Genomic DNA, 19122 nt, shown 5'->3' with positions numbered 1-19122 from the left:
AAATCGTTGGATTGTCAGGACGTATTGTCAAGAAGACCTCACGACAGAATCCCAGATCGCCTGAATGGAGTACACATGACGCCCGAGACTTTGTTTTCGCTCAGTGGAAAGACGGCACTGGTAACGGGGGGTGCCACCGGTATCGGTCGAATGGCGGCCGAGGCGTTGGTACGTGCCGGGGCGCATGTACTGATCGCTTCTCGCAAAGGCGAGGCATGCGAGGAGGTTGCAACAGAGTTGAACGCTCTGGACGCGTCAGGCTCGGCCGAAGGGTTTGCTGGCGACATCAGCAGAGAGGCGGGTGTAGATGCGTTGGTGGATGAAGTCAAAAGTCGCACTCAAGCGATTGATATATTGATGAATAATGCAGGTGTGTCTTGGGGCGCGCCGATGGGGCAGTTCCCTCATTTCGCTTGGGACAAAGTCATGTCGGTTAATGTCGCAGGCGTATTTGATCTGACCCAAAAATTGCTGCCACTTCTGATGAAATCCGCAACCGACGAGGATCCTGCGCGGGTCATCAATGTAGGTTCAGTCATGGGTGAGGTCCCGATGGGTGACGGGGCCTACAGCTATTCCGCGTCCAAAGCGGCGGTTATTCACCTGTCCAAAATCATGGCTAAGGAATTGGCACCATACAGAGTCACGGTGAATGCGCTGGCCCCGGGACCATTCGTATCGCGCATGACGGCCTTTGCCACCGAAGACGAAACCAAGCGCGCGCGCGTCGGCAAAGGTGTTCCACTGGGCCGGGTTGGCCAGGCCGAGGATATCGCTGGTTGCATGTTGTTTCTATGCGGTCGCGGAGGCAGCTATGTCACTGGCGCGGTCATCCCTGTCTCCGGTGGGATAAATGTGCAGACCGGTGGCAATATCTTTGCCGATGCCCTTTAGCCGTGGGTTCATACGCAGGCTGAATATATGACACACACTGAAAACACTTTGGATATCAAGTCCGTCGACGCTTATCTAAACACGCATCTTGTTGGGTATCATGGCCCTCTTGAGGCTACAAAATTCACCGTGGGTCAGTCGAACCCAACCTATCTGCTGCGTACGCCGGCCAAATCCTATGTTCTGAGACGCAAGCCGCCGGGCATATTGCTGAAATCCGCACATGCAGTGGATCGGGAATTTCGCGTACAAGCGGCGCTGGCTGGTAGCAAAGTGCCCGTCCCGCAAGTACATCTGCTTTGTGAAGATGACAGCGTCATAGGCTCTGCCTTTTACGTGATGGAGCATCTGAAAGGGCGCACATTTGTCGACCCTGTCATGAAAGGCGAAAACAATGCGACGCGCACGGGTGTGCTGAAAGAGATGAACCGCGTACTGGCCGAACTGCACATGGTCGATATCGATGCGGTGGGTCTTTCGGATTTCGGACCTCCAGGCAACTATTTCGAGCGGCAAATTGCTCGCTGGACCAAACAATATCGCGCCTCTGAGACCGAAAAAATCGCCGAGATGGATCAGCTGATCGCCGAGCTTGAGCGCCAGATCCCCGAGGATGATAATCAAAGAACACTGGTTCATGGGGATTACCGCATCGACAATCTGATGTTCGAGGCGGATGGAAGCGCCTGCATTGGAGTGCTGGATTGGGAGCTATCGACCATCGGCCATCCATATGCCGACCTGGCGGCCGTCATCATGCAGTGGCAACTGCCGCCGGGCAAGGAGGGTCGGGGGTTGGCTGGCGTAGATCGGTTAAGACTTGGGCTACCGTCAGATCAGGACTTCATCGCCGAGTATTGCGCGCGCCGCGGCCTAACGGGGATTGAGAATTTTGGCTTCTACCTTGCTTTCAACTTCTTTCGGATGGCCGGCATTCTGCAAGGTGTCTACAAGCGGGCCTTGGATGGAAACGCATCAGACCCGGCACGCGCTAAGGCTTTCGGTGCCTATGTGCCGGTCTTCGCCCAACACGGATTATCTGCGCTGCAAAAAACGTAGGCAGTATTCTCGGCGCCCTTCAACAAATCCAGAAAAAATCGGCAGAATTCGCTGTTGCCTAGGGTCTTACGAAGGCAAGATCGGCCTGATCAAGATGGAGTTGCCTCATGGGATTTGATCCGACCGCGCAGACCCACATCCGCCAATGGATGCACCGATATGTTGAGCAGACGAAATACGCAGGCAGCGCCCTTTTGATCCACCAGAACGGGCAAGAGGCATTCTTTCACGCATGTGGCCGCCGCTGCATTGAAACCGACCTCGCGTTCCAGCGCGATAGCCTGGTTCGGATCTATTCGATGACCAAGCCTGTGACGTCCGTTGCTTTGATGATGTTGGTGGAACAAGGGTTGTTTCATCTAGATGCCCCGGTTTCCGATTTCCTGCCAGAGTTTGCAACGATGCAAGCCTTGGTCCCGGGCGCAACGCAGTTGAACCAGACCGAGGACGCGCCAACACCCAGCCTGCATCAGTTGCTGACGCACACCAGCGGGCTGAGCTACCCGTTCAATCCCGGCCTTTTGCCAATAGCCATGGATGAGCTCGATCTGATCTTTTCCCCGAAACAAGGCCCGCTGTCAGACCGGGTTAAAGTGCTGGCAGGGTTGCCGCTGGCTTTTCAGCCAGGCAGTCGCTGGGAGTACTCGGTCGGGATCGACGTGATTGGCCGCGTGATAGAAGTTGTATCAGGCAAACCGCTGGACGTGTTTCTGACAGAACACATCTTTCGACCACTTGGGATGAGTGAAACCGCGTTTTCAGTGCCTGAAGGGGCAGGGGACCGATTTGCCGCGCTCTACACCCCGCTCGAAGGCGATGCCATGGCGCTGAATGCCGCAAAATCGGGTGGCGAAACATTGCGGTTGGTGGATCGGGCCGGAGAGTCCCCGTTTGAGGCGGCAACGACCTTTTCTGGCGGTGGCGGATTGATCAGTACCATCGACGATTACAGCAAGTTCGCCGAGATGTTGCGAAACAAAGGAACCGCAAATGGCGCGCGATTGCTCGGACCGAAGACTGTAGAATTCATGTTTCGCAACCATTTACCGGACGATATTGCATCCATGGGTCCACAAAGCTTTGCCGAGCAACCCATGGAAGGCACAGGCTTTGGCATCGGAGGCGCGGTGGTACTGAACCCGGCGCGCACCCGAGCCCCAAGCTCGGTTGGCGACTTTGGCTGGGGCGGGATGGCCTCGACCTACTTCTGGATCGATCCGGTCAACGCGTTTTCAACAGTGTTTTTTACACAGCTCTCGCCATCCAGCTCTTATCCATCCCGAGCCGAGTTAAAGGCGCTTGTTCACGCGGCGCTCGTTGAATGATCGGTGTTTGAGTGATACCGGAAAAGGCCAAGACGCCGGAGAGCCCCGAATGACCGAAGCCGAACGCATATTACTTGATCTGCTGAATATCGAACCGCTTGAGGTCGATTTGTTTCGCGGGACCGGTTCTGGTGGCGAGACACCAACGCGTATCTTTGGCGGGCAGGTGATCGCGCAAGCGCTTGCGGCAGCATACAGGACGGTCGAGGATCGTCTATGCCATTCCTTGCACGCCTATTTCATAAGGCCCGGAGATCCGTCAATTCCGGTTATATATCAAGTGGATCGCGCGCGCGATGGAGGTTCTTTTACAACCCGCCGCGTGGTTGCGATCCAGCATGGCAAGCAAATTTTGAACATGTCGGCCTCGTTTCACAAGCAGGATGACGGATGGGAACATCAGCATCCGATTCCGGACGTTCAAGCGCCCGAGCACCATCCATCGCGTGACGAATTGCGCGAAAAATACCTGGATCGCGTTCCCGAAAAGCTGAAAGCTGAATTGCTGCGCGAGCGCCCGATCGAAGTGCGCGAAATCGGTCCGCTGGACCTGTTTGCACCCGCAAAGGCAGATGACAAGAACCACGTCTGGTTTCGCATGGGCGCAGCGAACCACGCGGACACCGTTACACAACATCTTCTATTGGCCTATGCCTCGGATATGAGCTTGCTCAGTTCCGGAATGCGGCCCCATGGGCTGAGCTGGTTCACTGGTGAAATTGATGGGGCCAGTCTGGACCATGCAATCTGGTTTCATGCACCCGTGCAGTTTCAAAACTGGCATCTGTATTCGATGGAGTCGCCGTGGACAGGGCAGGGGCGCAGCTTCAATCGGGGTTCGATCTTTTCGCAGGATGGCAAACTGGTTGCGTCCGTCGCGCAGGAAGGCCTACTCAGACGACGGAAGCAACGCTAAGTACTGCCAGCAAACCTTTGATTAAGCTTCATCATTCCACCTAACCATCGGTCGTAGTCTTCTGTTTTTAAACGCATATAGTCAAGCACTTGTGGATGCGGAAGAATCAAGAAACGTTCATCCGCCAGCGCCTCGACACAGGCTTGGGCGACCTCATCAGGTTCAATTATTCCGTCAATCGCGGCGACCGAATCCTCATGTCCAAGTATCATCTCGGACCGAACGGCCTGTGGACACAGAACTGAGACCCTGAGACCTTTGTCGCCATAGGTCATCGCGACCCATTCAGCAAAACCCACAGCCGCATGTTTGGTTACGCCATAAGGGGCTGCGCCGGGTTGATTGAGCAATCCAGCCGCTGATGCTGTGATCATCAAATAACCACCACCACGCGCAACCATCCTTGGGACCAGGTGCCGCGCGGTCCAGACATGAGACATCACGTTGATCTGCCAGATGCGGTCCCATTCAGCATCCGGCACTTCAAATCCACCTAAGGTGAGTATTCCCGCATTGGCACAGAATAAATCAATCGGAGCGATCGTATCCTCGACAGTCTCAATCAGATTTCGAATATCACTTTCCTTGGACACATCACAGCTGAGTGCATCACCGCCAATTTGCGCCGCCACGGCCTGCGCGCCGGCAAGGTCGATATCGGCGCAGACTACATGCGCACCTTCTTCTGAGAACCGCTTGGCAAGACCTTTACCTATGCCATTTGCAGCGCCAGTGATGACGACGGTCTTCCCAATCAGAACCATTGCATAGCTCGTGTCTTACTTCTCAAACACAGCGTAACATATTGGCAAGCCACGACCAATGTGTGTTCTATAGTCGTGGCTCGCTTGCTACGTATTTTACATAATACCGATTATGCGAGTAATAGGTGCAGCCTCAGTAAAATGCCTGTAGTCCGGTTTGCGCCCGCCCCAGGATCAATGCATGAACGTCGTGCGTGCCCTCATAGGTGTTGACTGTCTCAAGATTGATCATGTGACGCACCACCTGGAACTCAAGTGAGATACCGTTGCCGCCGTGCATGTCACGCGACATCCGCGCAATGTCCAATGCCTTGCCGCAATTGTTACGTTTGATGATCGAGATCATCTCGGGCGCAGCTTCAGCCTGATCCATCAGTCGGCCGACGCGCAAGCTTGCTTGCAGTCCCAAAGAGATTTCGGTCTGCATCTCTGCCAGTTTGCGTTGAAACAACTGGGTCTGCGCAAGTGGTCGATTGAACTGTTTACGATCCAAGCCGTATTGACGCGCTGCGTGCCAGCAGCATTCCGCGGCCCCCATCGCACCCCAGCTGATACCATAGCGTGCGCGGTTCAGGCAGCCGAACGGTCCCTTGAGACCCTGAACATGTGGAAGCAAAGCGCCCTCGTCCACCTCAACGCCATCCATGACAATTTCACCTGTGATCGAAGTACGCAGGCTCAGCTTGTTCTCGATCTTCGGTGCGCTCAGGCCCTTGGTGCCTTTATCCAGCACGAATCCACGAATCTTGCCGTCATGCGCATCTGACTTGGCCCAGACCACATAGACATCTGCGATCGGTGCGTTTGAAATCCACATCTTGCTGCCGGTCAGACGATACCCGCCATCAATCTTCTCGGCACGGGTCTTCATCGCCGCCGGGTCCGAACCCGCATCCGGCTCTGTCAGGCCAAAACACCCAATCCATTCGCCACTTGCCAGTTTCGGCAGATATTTGCGACGCTGTTCTTCGCTGCCATAGGCGAAAATCGGGTACATCACCAACGAGCTTTGCACCGACATCATCGAGCGATAGCCGGAATCCACCCGTTCAACTTCCCGCGCCACCAGTCCATAAGATACGTAGCTCGCACCGATCCCACCATATTCTTCCGGGATTGTCGTGCCCAACAGCCCCATTTCACCCATTTCACGAAAGATCTCAGGATCGGTTTCTTCGTTTGCAAAAGCCTTAGTGACACGCGGCTGCAATTTCTCCTGGGCGTAAGCGCGCGCGCTGTCGGCAATCAGGCGTTCATCCTCTTCCAACTGGTCCGACAAGCGAAACGGGTCGTCCCAGTTGAAACGTCCAAGGTCAGGCGCATCTTTTGCGCGCAGGACAGGCTTTGTATCTGGAGCGTTCATTTTGCTTCTCCGACTTGACTAGGTTTGCGCAACTATAATCTGAGTAATATTCAAAAAACAGCGAGACATTTGCATTGTTTCATGATCAAAACGCATAGATGGACACCAAGCGCCCTATCCTGCCGCCTATATCCGCGCTGCGCGCGCTTGAGGCTTTGGATCGCCTTGGATCAGCCTCGGCAGTCGCGGACGAAATGGCACTGACGCAGAGCGCGGTCAGTCGGCAACTGCAGACGCTTGAAGCGCATTTGGACGCAGAATTGGTCAGCCGTGATCGCAAGCGATTGTCACTGACAAAGGCTGGACAAGACTATGTACAAGAAATTCGGCCAGCCTTGTCTCAGATCGCGCAGGCGGCGCTGAAACTGCACATTTCCCCTGTCGGTGGGACATTGAATCTGGCGATTCTGCCGACATTCGGAATGCGCTGGCTGGTACCGCGTCTGCCGGATTTCGCCCGCCGCCATCCGGATATCACAATCAACATGACCACGCGGTTGCGACCGTTTAGTTTTGCTTCGGAACCCTTTGATGCGGCTTTACATTTTGGGGAACCTGATTGGCCGGGAACTGATCGCTTGTTATTAAGTGTCGAGCGGGTTTTGCCCGTCTGCGCGCCCGAGCTTTTACCCAAAGGCACTCCGACGTCACCCCGCGATCTGCTAAAACTGCCGCTGCTGCATATCCAGACAAGACCGCGCGCCTGGCAGGACTGGTTTCAACAGATGGGTGTCACGCACCCGCATCCCCTGCCCGGCACCGTCCACGACCAGTTCAACACCATCAACCAAGCCGCGCTGCACGGCCTGGGTGTTGCCCTGTTGCCAAACTATCTGGTGGAACTAGACCTTGCGACAGGTAGGCTGGTTGCAGCCTTCCCTGACGCGATAGAGACGATGGGGGCATATTATCTGGTTTGGCCGCGCGAAAAATCGGATGACGCATCATTGCGAGAGTTTCGACACTGGCTTGCTTCTCAGGCCCAGACCGAAGAAGCACTGCCACGTTAGCCGAGCGCGTATCCTGCCCCGCGCACCGTGCGCACCGGATCTTCACCGCCATGTTGGGTCAACGCTTTGCGCAGACGACCGATATGAACATCAACAGTACGCGTGTCGACGTAGATATCGCGGCCCCAGACGCGGTCAAGCAACTGCTCTCGGCTCCAGACCCGGCCGGGCTTTTCCATGAATGTGCTCAGCAACCGGAACTCGGTCGGGCCCAGTTTTAACAGCTTGTTGTCGCGGCTTACCTTGTGGGTCTCAGAGTCCAATATGATATCGTCAAACTCCAACCGGATGCCCACGGTCGCTGGACGCACTCTGCGCAATTGTGTCCGTACACGCGCCATCAATTCGACAACCGAGTAAGGCTTAACCACATAATCATCGGCACCGGTTTCAAGGCCGCGCACTTTATCAACCTCTTCTGAGCGCGCCGACAGCATGATGATCGGAATTGATCGGGTGTCCGGCCGCGTTTTCAGGCGGCGGCAGACCTCGATACCGCTGAGATTGGGCATCATCCAATCCAGAACGATGATATCCGGGCGGTCTTCTTCGACCAGCAACAAAGCTTCGTCGCCATTAGCGGCACGGATTACCCGGAACCCTTCGGCGTCCAGATTATAGGCCAGTACCTCTCTTTGGGCCAACTCATCCTCAACAACCAGTACCGTCGGTTGATCAGCGGACATGACTTAGATCTCCTAGATCGTTTGCGACGTGTTGTCGGCTTTGGGGCGCGCTTCGCTGGGTCTCTCGCCGGTGACGAGATAGACGACCTGCTCGGCAATGGCGGTGACGTGATCGCCCATGCGTTCGATATTTTTTGCGATGAAATGCAGGTGCATGCACGATGAGATATTGCGCGGATCCTCCGCCATGAAGGTCAGGAACTCGCGAAACAGGCCGTTATACATCTGGTCCACTTCCAGATCCCGTTCGATCACGTCCTGCGCCAGCTCAGCATCACGCTGGATATAGGCATCCAGCGCGTCGCGCAGCATCCGCTCGACCTCGCGCGCCATTCGGCGCAGAGCGGCGGCACTGCCGTTGATTTCGCCGGCATTCACCAGAACGGTCGTTCGCTTGGCGATGTTCTTGGAGTAATCTCCAATCCGTTCAAGGTTGGTCGCAACCTTCAGCACGGACAGCACCAGCCGCAAATCGCTGGCCGTCGGTGCACGCAAGGCAATCAGGCGCGCGGTCTCTTCGTCAATCAGTTCTTCCAGTGCGTCGATGGCCTTGTCGCCTTGACGCACTTCATTTGCCAGTTCTTCGTCGCGGGTCTCCAGCGACCGGGCCGCGCCCATAATGGCGGCTTCGACCAGTCCACCCATCTTCATGATGTGTGCTTGGATGGCCTCAAGGTCGCGGTCGAACGCGGATGCAATATGTTGTTCGCTCATTGCAGTTATCCTGTGCTCAGCCAATCCGGCCGGTGATGTAACTTTCGGTTCGGGGATCTTCGGGGTTGGTGAAGATCTGCCCGGTTTCGCCGAACTCAACCAAGTTCCCCAGATGGAAAAACGCTGTCTTCTGACTGACCCGCGCGGCCTGTTGCATCGAATGGGTTACGATCACCACTGAATAGCGTGAACGCAGTTCGTCAATCAGTTCCTCGACCTGCGCGGTTGCGATTGGGTCGAGCGCCGAACAGGGTTCGTCCATCAATAGCACCTCAGGCTCGGTGGCTACGGCGCGCGCGATGCAAAGACGCTGTTGCTGACCACCAGAAAGGCCGGTACCGGGGGCATCCAGACGGTCCTTGACCTCATCCCAGATCGCACCACGACGCAGAGATTTCTCTACGATTTCATCCAGTTCTGCCTTATTCTTGGCAAGGCCGTGGATACGCGGACCGTAAGCCACGTTGTCATAGATCGATTTGGGGAACGGGTTCGGTTTTTGAAAAACCATGCCGACCTTTGCACGCAACTGTACCGGATCGACGCGCTTGTCGTAAATGTCTTCACCGTCCAGCAGGATATCACCCTGCACCCGGCAAATGTCGATTGTGTCGTTCATCCGGTTCAGACAGCGTAGGAAGGTGGATTTACCGCAGCCAGAGGGACCGATGAAAGCCGTCACAGTCTTGTCTTCGATATCGACGCTCACGTCCTTAATGGCGTGGGTCTCACCGTAGTAGACCTGAACCTGCTTGGCGTTGATCTTGATGTCTTTGGAGTCCACGGTTCTCTCCACTCGTGTCATATCGTTCATTTTAAACCCCTCCTACCAGCGGCGTTCAAAGCGGCGGCGCAGGATGATAGCGATGATATTCATGGTCAGCAGGAACATCAAAAGGATGATGATGCCGCCCCAGGCTTTCTCGTAAAAACCCACATCGGCACGCGCGGCCCATGTGTAGATCTGTGCCGGCATGGCCGAGTTCGGCTCGGTGAAGCCCGCCAAAAAGCCATCGGGATAGCCTCGGGCGACAAAGCCCACCATGCCGATCAACAGCAACGGAGCAGTTTCACCCAGCGCCTGCGCCAGACCAATGATGGTACCAGTCAGGATACCGGGCGCGGCCAACGGCAGCACGTGGTGGAAGACGGCCTGCATCTTCGAGGCCCCTACCCCCAACGCCGCGTCGCGGATAGACGGGGGAACCGCCTTTAGCGAGGCGCGGGTTGAGATGATGATCGTTGGCAGGGTCATCAGCGTCAGCACCAGACCACCCACCAGCGGCGCCGATTGCGGCAGGTGCATAAATTGGATGAACACGGCCAGACCCAGGATACCGAACACGATAGACGGAACGGCGGCCAGGTTCGAAATATTTACCTCAATCAGATCGGTGAATTTATTCTGCGGCGCAAACTCTTCCAGATAGATCGAGGCGGCGACCCCAATGGGCAGCGACAGGCACAGCACCACCAACATCATGAAGAACGAACCGACGACCGAGGCACCAATACCCGCGCCACCGGGGTTATCCACGCCCGAGTCCGCACCAGTGATGAACGGCCAGTTGAAAGCCTGTTTAATGATCCCCGCTTCTTTCAGCGCGTCCACCAGATCCAGATCGCTGAGTTGCAGGAAGCGGCTGTCCTGCAGTGTGTCACGAGACACCCGACCCTTGAAGTAGCCATCCACACGGCTTGAAGCCGCCAGATCGAACATGATCGGCTCACCCAGCTTGCTAGGATTATCGGCATAGAAGGTTCGGATCGTACCCCCAATTTTGCCCAACAGACGCTCGATGGCATCCTGATCGAAATCCACGGTGATGCCACTTTCGGCTAGTTGTTCATTCAGTTCCGCAATGAACAGATTGGAGTAGGCCTTTGTCTTGAACATCGTGCCTTCGGCTTCATCGCGCTGCGCTTCGCTCAGCGTGAATTCTAAACTGATCACTGTGCGCTGGAAGGCCGGGATGCCCTGCGACAGGATTGAGGCAAACAGCACAATCAGAAAGAACAGTCCGGTCGCGATAGCGACGATCCCGTAGGCGCGAAAACGCTTTTCGGCAGCCGCGCGTTTTTTGGTCCGGGCATCGGATGCAGTCAGCGAGGTCGAGGTATTTTGCATGCTGGCGTCGGTCATTCGTACTGCTCCCGATACTTGCGCACGATATAAAGGGCGAAAACGTTCAGCCCCAGCGTGAGGATGAACAGCGTCATGCCAAGCGCGAAGGCGACGAGGGCCTCGGGCGAGGCGAAATCGGCGTCGCCTGTCAGCTGGCTGACGATCTTGGCGGTGACGGTGGTCATGGCCTCGAACGGGTTCAGGTCCAGACGCGCGGCGGCCCCTGCCCCCAGAACCACGATCATGGTCTCACCGATGGCGCGCGATGCCGCCAGCAGGATCGCTCCCACGATCCCGGGCAAGGCTGCGGGCAAAACGACCTGCCGGATGGTCTCGGATTGTGTGGCCCCCAGCCCGTAAGAGCCATCACGCATGGCCTGAGGCACCGCGTTGATGATGTCGTCGGAAAGCGACGAAACGAACGGGATCAGCATGATGCCCATGACAAGACCGGCGGTCATCACCGCCGTACCGGCTTTCATCCAGCCCAAACCATCATCCCCGAACACGCTCAGCAACAGCGGGCCAACGGTCAGCAGGGCGAAAAGGCCGTAAACGATGGTCGGGATACCGGCCAGCACCTCAAGCATCGGTTTGGCGATCGAGCGCACGCGTGAAGAAGCGTACTCACTGAGATAAATCGCAGCGAAAAGACCGATTGGCACGGCCACCAACAACGCCACCAACGAGATATAGAACGTGCCCCACAGCAAAGGGATGATACCCAGATCTGATGCCCCGCCACGGCCCGAGAAACTGGGCGCCCAGGTGGTACCGAAAAAGAACTCTGATGCCGGGTAAAGCTTGAAGAACTCCCACGTATTGAAAACCAGCGAAAGGACGATGCCGACCGTTGTCAGGATCGCAATCGACGCAGCCGCCAGCAGCATCACACGAATTCCCTGCTCAACCACATTGCGGGCACGATATTCAGAATGCGTCTGTAACCAACTGAACGCAGCACCGGCCAAGGCGACCAGTATCACAGCGACGGACATGATCGCGTAACCGGTTGAATTTATCGCCCGATAGGCTTGAGCTGCATGCAAAACCGTCTGCGTGATGTCCGAGGTTACGACTTGACCCGCGTCCTTCAACTTTTGGGTCATCTCGGAAATATCTGCCCGCGCATCCTGTGCGAGCGTTTCGGTGAGATGTCCCTGCGCAACGGCACTGTCCAGACCATTTGCGGTCCGACGCACCTCGGCCATAACAAGACTGCGCGACGATCCTTCCTTGATAGCCGTTTCGGGAACCATCTCCGAGATCTGAGAGTTAACGTAGAGCGGCTGAACCAGCAGCCAGACGATCAACAAACCTAAGGCGGGAACTATGACTTTCAGTGCGACGTTCGCGCCATAAAACGAGGGAAGAGAATGCAGATTGCGGCTGTCCCCTCCGGCACTTTGCAAGGCGCGCATTCGCCCCAAAACATATCCGACTGCCGCGATCGCAAGCACGATCAGAATGAGCCAAAGAATTGGCATGACGCCCCCATAGGTCTTGATCGGGATTAGGGAAAAATTGGGGGCGACAGAAAACGCCGCCCCCAGTCAATTCGATCGGGGTGAGGGATTAGCTGCCCGAACCCAAGGTTACTTCGTTGGCAATCGCGTCCTGCGTTTTTGCCAGTTCAGGATCGGCAACCAGACCGTAGTTGGCCAGCGGGCCCGAGGGACCAGCAATTTCTTCATGAGTGAAGAACTGGGCGTATTCTTTCAGACCGGGGATCACGCCGATATGCGCTTTCTTGACGTAGAAAAACAGCGGACGCGAGACGGGGTATTCACCCGACGCGATGCTCTCGGTCGACGGTGCGATACCACCCATCGTAGCCACTTTCAGCTTGTCGGTGTTGTTCTCGTAGAACGCCAGACCAAACACGCCGATACCATTGGTGTTGGTGTCGATGCGGGCCAGAGTTTCGGTGTAGTCACCGTCGATATCGACCGATTTGCCGTCGGTGCGCACGTCCAGGCATGCATCTTCGGCGTCATCTTCGCTTAGGCCGCCCGCGACCATGGCTTCCATCGCGCCCGTCGCTTCACAACCTGCCAGCAGAACTTTGTCTTCGAACACTTCGCGGGTGCCGTGCTTGGTGCCCGGGATGAACATTGCGATTTCCACATCCGGCAGGTCAGCGTTGAACTCGGCCCAGCTGTTGAAGCTGTTGTCGACCAGCGCGCCATCTTTCATCACTTTCGATCCGATGGCATTGTAAATATCCGCAGGCTCAAACGCCGTGAAGGCAGGACCCGACTGCTGGCTTGCAAATACGATGCCGTCATAACCGATGCGGACTTCCATGATGTCGGTCACACCGTTTTCGGCGCATGCTTTAATCTCTTTTTCACGGATGGCACGCGATGCGTTTGCAACGTCGATCGTGTTTTCACCGACGCCTTCGCAGAAGCGTTTCAGACCGGCGGACGAGCCGCCTGATTCAACAACCGGTGTGGGGAAGTCGGTATTTTCACCGAATAGTTCTGCAACGATTGACGCATAAGGCAGAACGGTGGAAGAGCCAGCAACTTGAACGTTGTCACGCGCAGCAGCAGTGGTTGCCGAGACGGCAGCGATAGCCAGCGCAGAAGCCGACAGTTTTACAAAGGACATTTCAGTCTCCTTGAAAAGGATGGGTACTGATCATCCCCATGATGATCTGAGCGCAGCACTATGACGCCTGCGTAAGTCTTTTGTGACAGGTATGTAACGGTTTCATGACAACTCATGAATTTCTCAGAAAATCTTAACTTGACGAAGCGTCACCCCAGTAAAGCCCGCGTTTGGCACGCCCTCAGCGTGGTAGAATGACCGTAAACGTCGCTCCCTGCCCCGGTTCACTTTCCACACGCAACCTGCCCCGATGGCGATTGACGATATGCTTCACGATTGCAAGCCCCAGTCCGGTTCCGCCCAACTCGCGCGAGCGGTGACTGTCTGCGCGATAGAACCGTTCGGTCAACCTGGGCAGGTGTTTGGCATCAATACCGGGCCCTTGATCAATGATCTTGATCCGTACCGCAGGACCGCGCATCGCCGTATCCCGCTCAGACAGGGTTACGACCACACCGACCTTGCCACCGCTGCCCCCGTATTTGATCGCGTTTTCAACGAGATTGGTTATCACCTGACGAAGCTGATCGCTGTCTCCGACCATCTCGATCGACTCGTTTGGGGCATCCAACGAAACAACAACACTGGCATCATCCGCCAGCGGTCGCAGAGTGTTTAAGGTCGATTGAATCAGACCTGTCAGTTCCAATGGCTCTTTGGGTCTGACCCGTTCTTCACTTTCCACTCGATTCAGCGACAGCAAATCCCCCACAAGCCGGTTCATCCGATTGGCCTCATCCGCCATGATCTGAAGAAAGCGGTCGCGGGCGGCGGTGTCGTCGCGGGCGGGGCCTCGCAATGTTTCGATAAACCCCATCAAGGCCGTTAGCGGCGTGCGCAATTCATGGCTGACATTGGCCACAAAATCGCGCCGCATCTGACCTGCCTGTTCCAAATGCGTGATATCCTGAAATACCGCCAATACCGCTTCGGTCCCGCCGACGAATCTGCACTGCACCTCAAACGTCGTATCCTGAGCACCATCATTGGACAGATGCCGCGCTTTGCCGGGCTGCTTCGAGCGCAGGCATTGTTCGACGGCATCGATGACCTGAGGCTGGCGCAGGATTGTGGCAAAATGCCTGCCTTCGATTGCGTGCCCCAAAAGCGTCCGCGCCTCGCTATTTGCGGCGACAATACGCTCGGTCCGACCAACCAGCACGGCGGGCATCGGAATGGCTGAAACCAATTCGGCAAGCAGGGTATCCGTCATGCGCGTTTAGACCGGACGCAATGTTTGGCGAAACTTGCGCATGTTGTCCTGATAGTGCAGCGCACTCAGCGTTAGTTTCTGGGCCGCCGCCTCATCAAGCTGCCGCACAACTTTGCCCGGCGAGCCCATAACCAACGAATTATCGGGAACCTCTTTGCCTTCGGTGATCAGCGCCCCCGCCCCGATCAGACAGTTCTTTCCGATCTTCGCCCCGTTTAGAACGATAGCCCCCATACCGATCAGCGTATTGTCTCCGATCGTGCAACCATGCAGCATGACCTTGTGACCAATGGTGCAGTTCTTCCCAATGGTTAGCGGATAGCCCGCATCGATATGCATCACGCAGTTTTCCTGTACGTTGCTTCCAGCACCTACGCGGATTTCTTCGTGATCAGCCCGGATGGTGCACCCGAACCAGACCGAAGCGCGCTGTTCCAACACCACTTTGCCGATCAGGTTGGCGTCGGGGGCCACCCAGGTGTCTTCGTGAATCTGTGGCGAATGCTCGCCCAAAGCATAGATGGTCATGACAGGCCCTCAAACTCGGTCTGCAATGAGCGGATGTGGTTTTGCAGGCTGGGCTGTTGGATGCGACGCATGCGTTCTGCGCTGACAATGGTTTTCAGCTTTTCCTCGGTCGAATCCAGATCATCGTTGATCAGGACATAGTCGTAGTAGCCCCAGTGGCTGATCTCATCCCAGCTTTTCAACATACGCTTGGCGATCACGTCTTCGCTGTCCTGCCCTCGCCCTTCCAGCCTGCGCCGAAGCTCACGGATCGATGGCGGGAGGATGAAAATCGACAGCGCATGCTTGCCCAGATCCGAATTGCGGATCTGCACTTCGCCCTGCCAGTCGACATCGAACAGCACATCACGCCCTTGCGTTATGGACTCGCGCACAGGTCCCGCAGGCGAGCCGTAGAAGTTGCCAAACACATGCGCATGTTCCAGCATCTGCCCATCTGCCACCTGTTGTTTGAACTCGTCCTCGGAGAGGAAATAATATTCCCGACCATGCTCTTCCCCCGGGCGTGGCGCGCGGGTGGTGGCCGAGATCGAGAACTCCAAACCGACATCCCACTGCATCAAACGGCGGGCCAGAGTGGATTTACCTGCGCCCGAAGGCGAGGACAGTATGATTAATAGACCGCGGCGATCCGCCATGTGATGTTCCCGTCCTTATTCCACGTTCTGTACTTGCTCGCGCATCTGGTCGATGACCGCTTTTAGTTCCAACCCAACCGCCGTCAGTTCGGCATTCTGCGATTTCGAGCAGAGCGTGTTGGCCTCACGGTTGAACTCCTGCATCAGGAAATCCAGCTTGCGCCCGACTGGGCCGTCTTGCGTCAACAGGGCACGCGCTGCTGTGACATGGGCCTTCAACCGGTCGATTTCTTCGGTGATATCAGCCTTGACCGCGATCAGGGCCAGCTCTTGCGCGACGCGATCAGGTTCGGCACCTTGCGCATTGTCGAGAACACGTGTCAGATTTTCGCGCATGTTCTGCGCCATCTCTTCGCGGCGACGCTCGGCCAGATCAGCGGCCTGATCCGTCAGCTTTGCGACCTGGTTGAGCTGCCCCGCAAGAATGCCTGACAGAGCTTCACCTTCGGAACCGCGCATCTCTAGGAATGCAGCAAGCAGGCCGCCGAACTCGGATTTCAGGTGCTCGACAAGCTGTGCCGGATCGTCCGCGTCATTTCCGGCTTCCAACATCCCCTTCAAAGCAAGAAGATCGCTGGCTTTGGACGGAGCCAACAATACGCCCCGCGCACCTGCCAGCGCTTCGGTTTGGGCCAACGCATCCAGCGCCGCCTCCATCGCTGGGGTGTTCAGCTGGATATCCGCGGCGGTTTCTTCGCGGCCCATCCGAAGGGACAGCGTAATATTGCCTCGGTTAACCTGCTTCGACAGATCGCCTCTTAGCGCGGCCTCAAGCCCTGTCAGCCAATCGGGCAACCGCAGGCGCAAATCCAGCCCCTTGCCGTTGACGCTACGCAACTCCCAAGTCCAGCTATGAGGGCCGAACTCCCCCTTGCCCGAGGCGAACCCGGTCATGGATTTGATCATGCCTGCCCTTTCCGTCAAATTCATTGGTCGCACCTAATGCCATTGACCAGCAAGGGGCAAGACCTTGCTCAATTCTGGCCCGAAGCCGAGAGGTTAACCATTCGTTAAAGAATTGCTCCAAAATTGTATTAACCCGTGTCAATCTGACAATCAGAAAAGCTGGCGGATCGCAGCTTTGCCCATTAGATGGCATTTTAGGAAAATCGCGAGTGATTGATGGTAGGGTGATGAAATGAAAACCTTTTTCGGGACTGGTTCCGGCTCAGAACTTGGAAAGATCATCGCAATGGACCGATTTGACAGCGGGCGAAGCCTTTCTCCCATCCGTCAGGCCGAAGCCTATTGGACCGCCTTGCTGACAGGTGAAGGCGTTCCGATGCGCTCGCAGATCGATCCGCGCGGCCTGGAGAATATTCTCGAATACACTTTCATACTGGAACGCATCGCGCCGGGTTTGGCCCGGTTTCGGCTGGCGGGAAGTCACCTGAACAATCTGGCGGGCATGGAAGTTCGCGGTATGCCTCTAACGGCTTTTTTCGAACCGAGCGCCCGCGATGATGTCAAATCCATTCTGGACCAAGTCCTCACCCGCCCCGCGGTTGCCGAACTGGGCTTGCTTTCGAAAGGCAAGCTGGGACGAACCAGCCTTCAGGCCCGCATGATCCTGCTGCCGCTTAAAAGCGATCTGGGCGACGTCAGCCGCATTCTTGGGGTCATGGTCAGCGACGGAACCATCGGGTCGACACCGCGTCGCTTCATCGTCTCGGATCGCCGCGTCAACACGATCTCTGATTTGCAACAGCCTCCGAGGCCTGTCCAACAGCAAGCAGAGGGGTTCGCTGAAGACCAGACCACGTTCAAAGGGGCACCGCACTTAAGGTTGGTATCATCACGTGACGACTAAATGAAAACGGCGGGCATGAGGCCCGCCGTCTTACTAATTCAGGATGTATTCGAAGTCAGCTTGCAGCGCGCTTGCTGCGGTCACGACGTAGGTTGGTCAGTTCTTCCGCGACAAGGAATGCAAGTTCCAGCGACTGCGAGGCGTTCAGGCGCGGGTCACAAGCTGTGTGATAGCGATCCGAAAGATCCTCTTCGGTCACCGCGCGCACACCTCCGGTGCATTCGGTGACATCCAGCCCTGTCATCTCGAAATGAACACCACCGGGGATCGTGCCTTCAGCCTGATGTACGCCAAAGAAATCGCGTACTTCGCGCAGCACGGAATCAAACGGCCGGGTCTTGTAGCCGGTCGCGGATTTGATCGTGTTGCCATGCATCGGATCGCAGACCCAAGTAACCTGTGCGCCCTCTTCCTTTACGGCTTTGACCAGACGCGGCAGATGCTCACCCGCTTTACCTGCACCAAAGCGCGCGATCAGAGTCAGACGCCCCTCTTCGTTTTCGGGATTCAACTTGGACATCAGAACCTTGAGGTCTTCGGCACTGGTTGTCGGGCCACATTTCAGACCAATCGGGTTCAGAACACCCCGGCAGAACTCGACATGCGCACCGTCGGGCTGACGGGTCCGATCGCCGATCCAGATCATGTGCCCAGAACCGGCCAACCAATTGCCCGAGGTCGAATCCAGACGGGTCAACGCCTCTTCGTACTCAAGCAACAGGCTCTCGTGGCTGGTGTAAAACTCCACCGATGAGAATTCGTGGGTGGTGTCGGCGGTGATGCCAGCAGCCCCCATGAAGTCAATCGAATCCTGAATGCGGTCGGCGATCTCAGAGTATTTCTGAACGTCTTGCCCGTCGGCAAAACCCAGCGTCCACGAATGCACGTGGCTCATATCCGCAAAACCACCGGTCGAGAACGCCCGCAGCAGATTCAGTGTTGCCGCCGCCTGTGTATAGGCCTGAAGCATCTTGTCGGGATTCGGAATACGTGCCTCGGGTGTAAAGGCCAGCTCATTGATGATGTCACCGCGGTAGCTGGGCAGCTCCACACCGTCCACAACCTCTGTCGGCGCACTGCGCGGTTTTGCGAACTGGCCCGCCATGCGGCCAACTTTAACCACGGGAACCTTGGCGCCGTAGGTTAGCACCATTGCCATCTGCAGCATCACCTTGAACGTGTCACGGATCGCATCCGCGCTGAACTGCTCAAAGCTTTCAGCGCAATCCCCGCCTTGCAACAGGAACGCTTCGCCACGACCCGCGGCTCCCAGATGCTGCTTCAGCCGTCTCGCTTCACCCGCAAAAACCAGCGGGGGATACTGCGAAAGCTGCGCCTCGACTTTGGCCAGCGCGGCCGCGTCGGTATAGTCTGGCATCTGAACCCGGGGCTTGTTGCGCCAGTTCGTTTTTTGCCATTCAGTCATAGCTTTTATCTCCGCTGAAGTATTTCAGGTGGCCT

19 protein-coding genes are annotated in these 19122 nt (G+C 56.4%); 6 read left to right on the top strand and 13 right to left on the bottom strand.

Annotation, left to right across the window (positions count from 1 at the left end; translation table 11 throughout):
* Positions 1-75: 75 nt before the first annotated feature.
* The 4 genes from ACR0AU_RS03115 (at position 76) to ACR0AU_RS03100 (ending at position 4194) form a co-directional block, all read left to right on the top strand.
* Positions 76-894: an SDR family NAD(P)-dependent oxidoreductase gene (locus ACR0AU_RS03115; RefSeq protein ID WP_480795251.1), complete on the top strand. Its 819-nt coding sequence runs from the start codon at positions 76-78 to the stop codon at positions 892-894.
* A 27-nt stretch (positions 895-921) separates the two neighbouring features.
* Positions 922-1953, top strand: coding sequence for a phosphotransferase family protein (locus ACR0AU_RS03110; RefSeq protein ID WP_170562744.1), 1032 nt, complete (start codon positions 922-924; stop codon positions 1951-1953).
* Between the two features lie 107 nt (positions 1954-2060).
* On the top strand, positions 2061-3278 hold the full coding sequence (locus ACR0AU_RS03105; protein WP_480795250.1) for a serine hydrolase domain-containing protein: 1218 nt from the start codon (positions 2061-2063) through the stop codon (positions 3276-3278).
* A 49-nt stretch (positions 3279-3327) separates the two neighbouring features.
* Positions 3328-4194: an acyl-CoA thioesterase gene (locus ACR0AU_RS03100; RefSeq protein ID WP_480795249.1), complete on the top strand. Its 867-nt coding sequence runs from the start codon at positions 3328-3330 to the stop codon at positions 4192-4194.
* On the opposite strand, the gene ACR0AU_RS03095 is transcribed toward ACR0AU_RS03100, so the two are convergent.
* Together ACR0AU_RS03095 and ACR0AU_RS03090 are read right to left on the bottom strand one after the other, a co-directional pair.
* A complete protein-coding gene (locus ACR0AU_RS03095; RefSeq protein WP_170732222.1) occupies positions 4191-4958 on the bottom strand; it encodes an SDR family oxidoreductase in 768 nt (255 codons plus the stop codon). The two genes, ACR0AU_RS03100 and ACR0AU_RS03095, sit on opposite strands and share 4 nt — an antisense overlap.
* A gap of 133 nt (positions 4959-5091) precedes the next feature.
* The gene (locus ACR0AU_RS03090) at positions 5092-6321 is read right to left on the bottom strand and encodes an acyl-CoA dehydrogenase (RefSeq protein WP_170393068.1); all 1230 of its coding nucleotides are present in this window, start codon (positions 6319-6321) and stop codon (positions 5092-5094) included.
* A gap of 98 nt (positions 6322-6419) precedes the next feature.
* Here ACR0AU_RS03090 and ACR0AU_RS03085 point away from each other — a divergent pair, with 98 nt between their 5' ends.
* Positions 6420-7331 carry a LysR family transcriptional regulator gene (locus ACR0AU_RS03085; RefSeq protein ID WP_170636113.1) on the top strand — a complete coding sequence of 304 codons (912 nt, stop codon included), beginning with the start codon at positions 6420-6422 and terminating at the stop codon, positions 7329-7331.
* Here ACR0AU_RS03085 and phoB read toward each other — a convergent pair.
* The 10 genes from phoB to ACR0AU_RS03035 form a co-directional block, all read right to left on the bottom strand.
* Positions 7328-8017: a phosphate regulon transcriptional regulator PhoB gene (phoB, locus tag ACR0AU_RS03080; protein ID WP_170393066.1), complete on the bottom strand. Its 690-nt coding sequence runs from the start codon at positions 8015-8017 to the stop codon at positions 7328-7330. The two genes, ACR0AU_RS03085 and phoB, sit on opposite strands and share 4 nt — an antisense overlap.
* 12 nt (positions 8018-8029) lie before the next feature.
* Positions 8030-8731 (bottom strand): phosphate signaling complex protein PhoU, encoded by a 702-nt coding sequence (gene phoU / locus ACR0AU_RS03075; RefSeq protein WP_170393065.1) that lies wholly within the window; start codon positions 8729-8731, stop codon positions 8030-8032.
* 16 nt (positions 8732-8747) lie between these two features.
* Positions 8748-9545: a phosphate ABC transporter ATP-binding protein PstB gene (gene pstB, locus ACR0AU_RS03070; RefSeq protein ID WP_170393064.1), complete on the bottom strand. Its 798-nt coding sequence runs from the start codon at positions 9543-9545 to the stop codon at positions 8748-8750.
* Between the two features lie 12 nt (positions 9546-9557).
* The gene (pstA, locus tag ACR0AU_RS03065; RefSeq protein ID WP_170393063.1) at positions 9558-10874 is read right to left on the bottom strand and encodes a phosphate ABC transporter permease PstA; all 1317 of its coding nucleotides are present in this window, start codon (positions 10872-10874) and stop codon (positions 9558-9560) included.
* The gene (pstC, locus tag ACR0AU_RS03060; protein WP_170732224.1) at positions 10871-12343 is read right to left on the bottom strand and encodes a phosphate ABC transporter permease subunit PstC; all 1473 of its coding nucleotides are present in this window, start codon (positions 12341-12343) and stop codon (positions 10871-10873) included. Before pstC ends, pstA begins: the two co-directional genes overlap by 4 nt.
* Positions 12344-12431: 88 nt before the next feature.
* On the bottom strand, positions 12432-13472 hold the full coding sequence (locus tag ACR0AU_RS03055; RefSeq protein WP_170393061.1) for a substrate-binding domain-containing protein: 1041 nt from the start codon (positions 13470-13472) through the stop codon (positions 12432-12434).
* Positions 13473-13653: 181 nt separating this feature from the next.
* A complete protein-coding gene (locus ACR0AU_RS03050; protein WP_170646058.1) occupies positions 13654-14685 on the bottom strand; it encodes an ATP-binding protein in 1032 nt (343 codons plus the stop codon).
* A 6-nt stretch (positions 14686-14691) separates the two neighbouring features.
* Positions 14692-15213, bottom strand: a complete 522-nt coding sequence (locus ACR0AU_RS03045) for a gamma carbonic anhydrase family protein (protein ID WP_480795248.1) — start codon at positions 15211-15213, stop codon at positions 14692-14694.
* Positions 15210-15851, bottom strand: coding sequence for a guanylate kinase (gene gmk / locus ACR0AU_RS03040; RefSeq protein ID WP_170719008.1), 642 nt, complete (start codon positions 15849-15851; stop codon positions 15210-15212). Before gmk ends, ACR0AU_RS03045 begins: the two co-directional genes overlap by 4 nt.
* A 15-nt stretch (positions 15852-15866) precedes the next feature.
* Positions 15867-16757, bottom strand: coding sequence for a YicC/YloC family endoribonuclease (locus tag ACR0AU_RS03035; protein WP_480795396.1), 891 nt, complete (start codon positions 16755-16757; stop codon positions 15867-15869).
* 232 nt (positions 16758-16989) lie between these two features.
* Between ACR0AU_RS03035 and ACR0AU_RS03030 the strand changes: the two genes are divergently transcribed.
* The gene (locus ACR0AU_RS03030; RefSeq protein ID WP_170405809.1) at positions 16990-17661 is read left to right on the top strand and encodes a PAS domain-containing protein; all 672 of its coding nucleotides are present in this window, start codon (positions 16990-16992) and stop codon (positions 17659-17661) included.
* A gap of 55 nt (positions 17662-17716) precedes the next feature.
* On the opposite strand, the gene ACR0AU_RS03025 is transcribed toward ACR0AU_RS03030, so the two are convergent.
* Entirely contained in the window at positions 17717-19087 is a 1371-nt protein-coding gene (locus ACR0AU_RS03025; protein WP_170393056.1) for a class II 3-deoxy-7-phosphoheptulonate synthase, read from the bottom strand.
* Positions 19088-19122: the final 35 nt, after the last annotated feature.

The organism is Ruegeria sp. CG1, from assembly GCF_056537265.1.
The sequence above is the reverse complement of the archived record's forward strand: the minus strand, read 5'-3'. Positions and strand labels throughout refer to the sequence as shown.

Excerpts from the sequence above, each read along its gene's own strand:
- ACR0AU_RS03115 (WP_480795251.1), top strand. The coding sequence starts at position 76 with ATGACGCCCGAGACTTTGTTTTCGCTCAGTGGAAAGACGGCACTGGTA.
- ACR0AU_RS03110 (WP_170562744.1), top strand. The coding sequence starts at position 922 with ATGACACACACTGAAAACACTTTGGATATCAAGTCCGTCGACGCTTAT.
- ACR0AU_RS03105 (WP_480795250.1), top strand. The coding sequence starts at position 2,061 with ATGGGATTTGATCCGACCGCGCAGACCCACATCCGCCAATGGATGCAC.
- ACR0AU_RS03100 (WP_480795249.1), top strand. The coding sequence starts at position 3,328 with ATGACCGAAGCCGAACGCATATTACTTGATCTGCTGAATATCGAACCG.
- ACR0AU_RS03095 (WP_170732222.1), bottom strand. The coding sequence starts at position 4,958 with ATGGTTCTGATTGGGAAGACCGTCGTCATCACTGGCGCTGCAAATGGC.
- ACR0AU_RS03090 (WP_170393068.1), bottom strand. The coding sequence starts at position 6,321 with ATGAACGCTCCAGATACAAAGCCTGTCCTGCGCGCAAAAGATGCGCCT.
- ACR0AU_RS03085 (WP_170636113.1), top strand. The coding sequence starts at position 6,420 with ATGGACACCAAGCGCCCTATCCTGCCGCCTATATCCGCGCTGCGCGCG.
- phoB (WP_170393066.1), bottom strand. The coding sequence starts at position 8,017 with ATGTCCGCTGATCAACCGACGGTACTGGTTGTTGAGGATGAGTTGGCC.
- phoU (WP_170393065.1), bottom strand. The coding sequence starts at position 8,731 with ATGAGCGAACAACATATTGCATCCGCGTTCGACCGCGACCTTGAGGCC.
- pstB (WP_170393064.1), bottom strand. The coding sequence starts at position 9,545 with ATGAACGATATGACACGAGTGGAGAGAACCGTGGACTCCAAAGACATC.
- pstA (WP_170393063.1), bottom strand. The coding sequence starts at position 10,874 with ATGACCGACGCCAGCATGCAAAATACCTCGACCTCGCTGACTGCATCC.
- pstC (WP_170732224.1), bottom strand. The coding sequence starts at position 12,343 with ATGCCAATTCTTTGGCTCATTCTGATCGTGCTTGCGATCGCGGCAGTC.
- ACR0AU_RS03055 (WP_170393061.1), bottom strand. The coding sequence starts at position 13,472 with ATGTCCTTTGTAAAACTGTCGGCTTCTGCGCTGGCTATCGCTGCCGTC.
- ACR0AU_RS03050 (WP_170646058.1), bottom strand. The coding sequence starts at position 14,685 with ATGACGGATACCCTGCTTGCCGAATTGGTTTCAGCCATTCCGATGCCC.
- ACR0AU_RS03045 (WP_480795248.1), bottom strand. The coding sequence starts at position 15,213 with ATGACCATCTATGCTTTGGGCGAGCATTCGCCACAGATTCACGAAGAC.
- gmk (WP_170719008.1), bottom strand. The coding sequence starts at position 15,851 with ATGGCGGATCGCCGCGGTCTATTAATCATACTGTCCTCGCCTTCGGGC.
- ACR0AU_RS03035 (WP_480795396.1), bottom strand. The coding sequence starts at position 16,757 with ATGATCAAATCCATGACCGGGTTCGCCTCGGGCAAGGGGGAGTTCGGC.
- ACR0AU_RS03030 (WP_170405809.1), top strand. The coding sequence starts at position 16,990 with ATGAAAACCTTTTTCGGGACTGGTTCCGGCTCAGAACTTGGAAAGATC.
- ACR0AU_RS03025 (WP_170393056.1), bottom strand. The coding sequence starts at position 19,087 with ATGACTGAATGGCAAAAAACGAACTGGCGCAACAAGCCCCGGGTTCAG.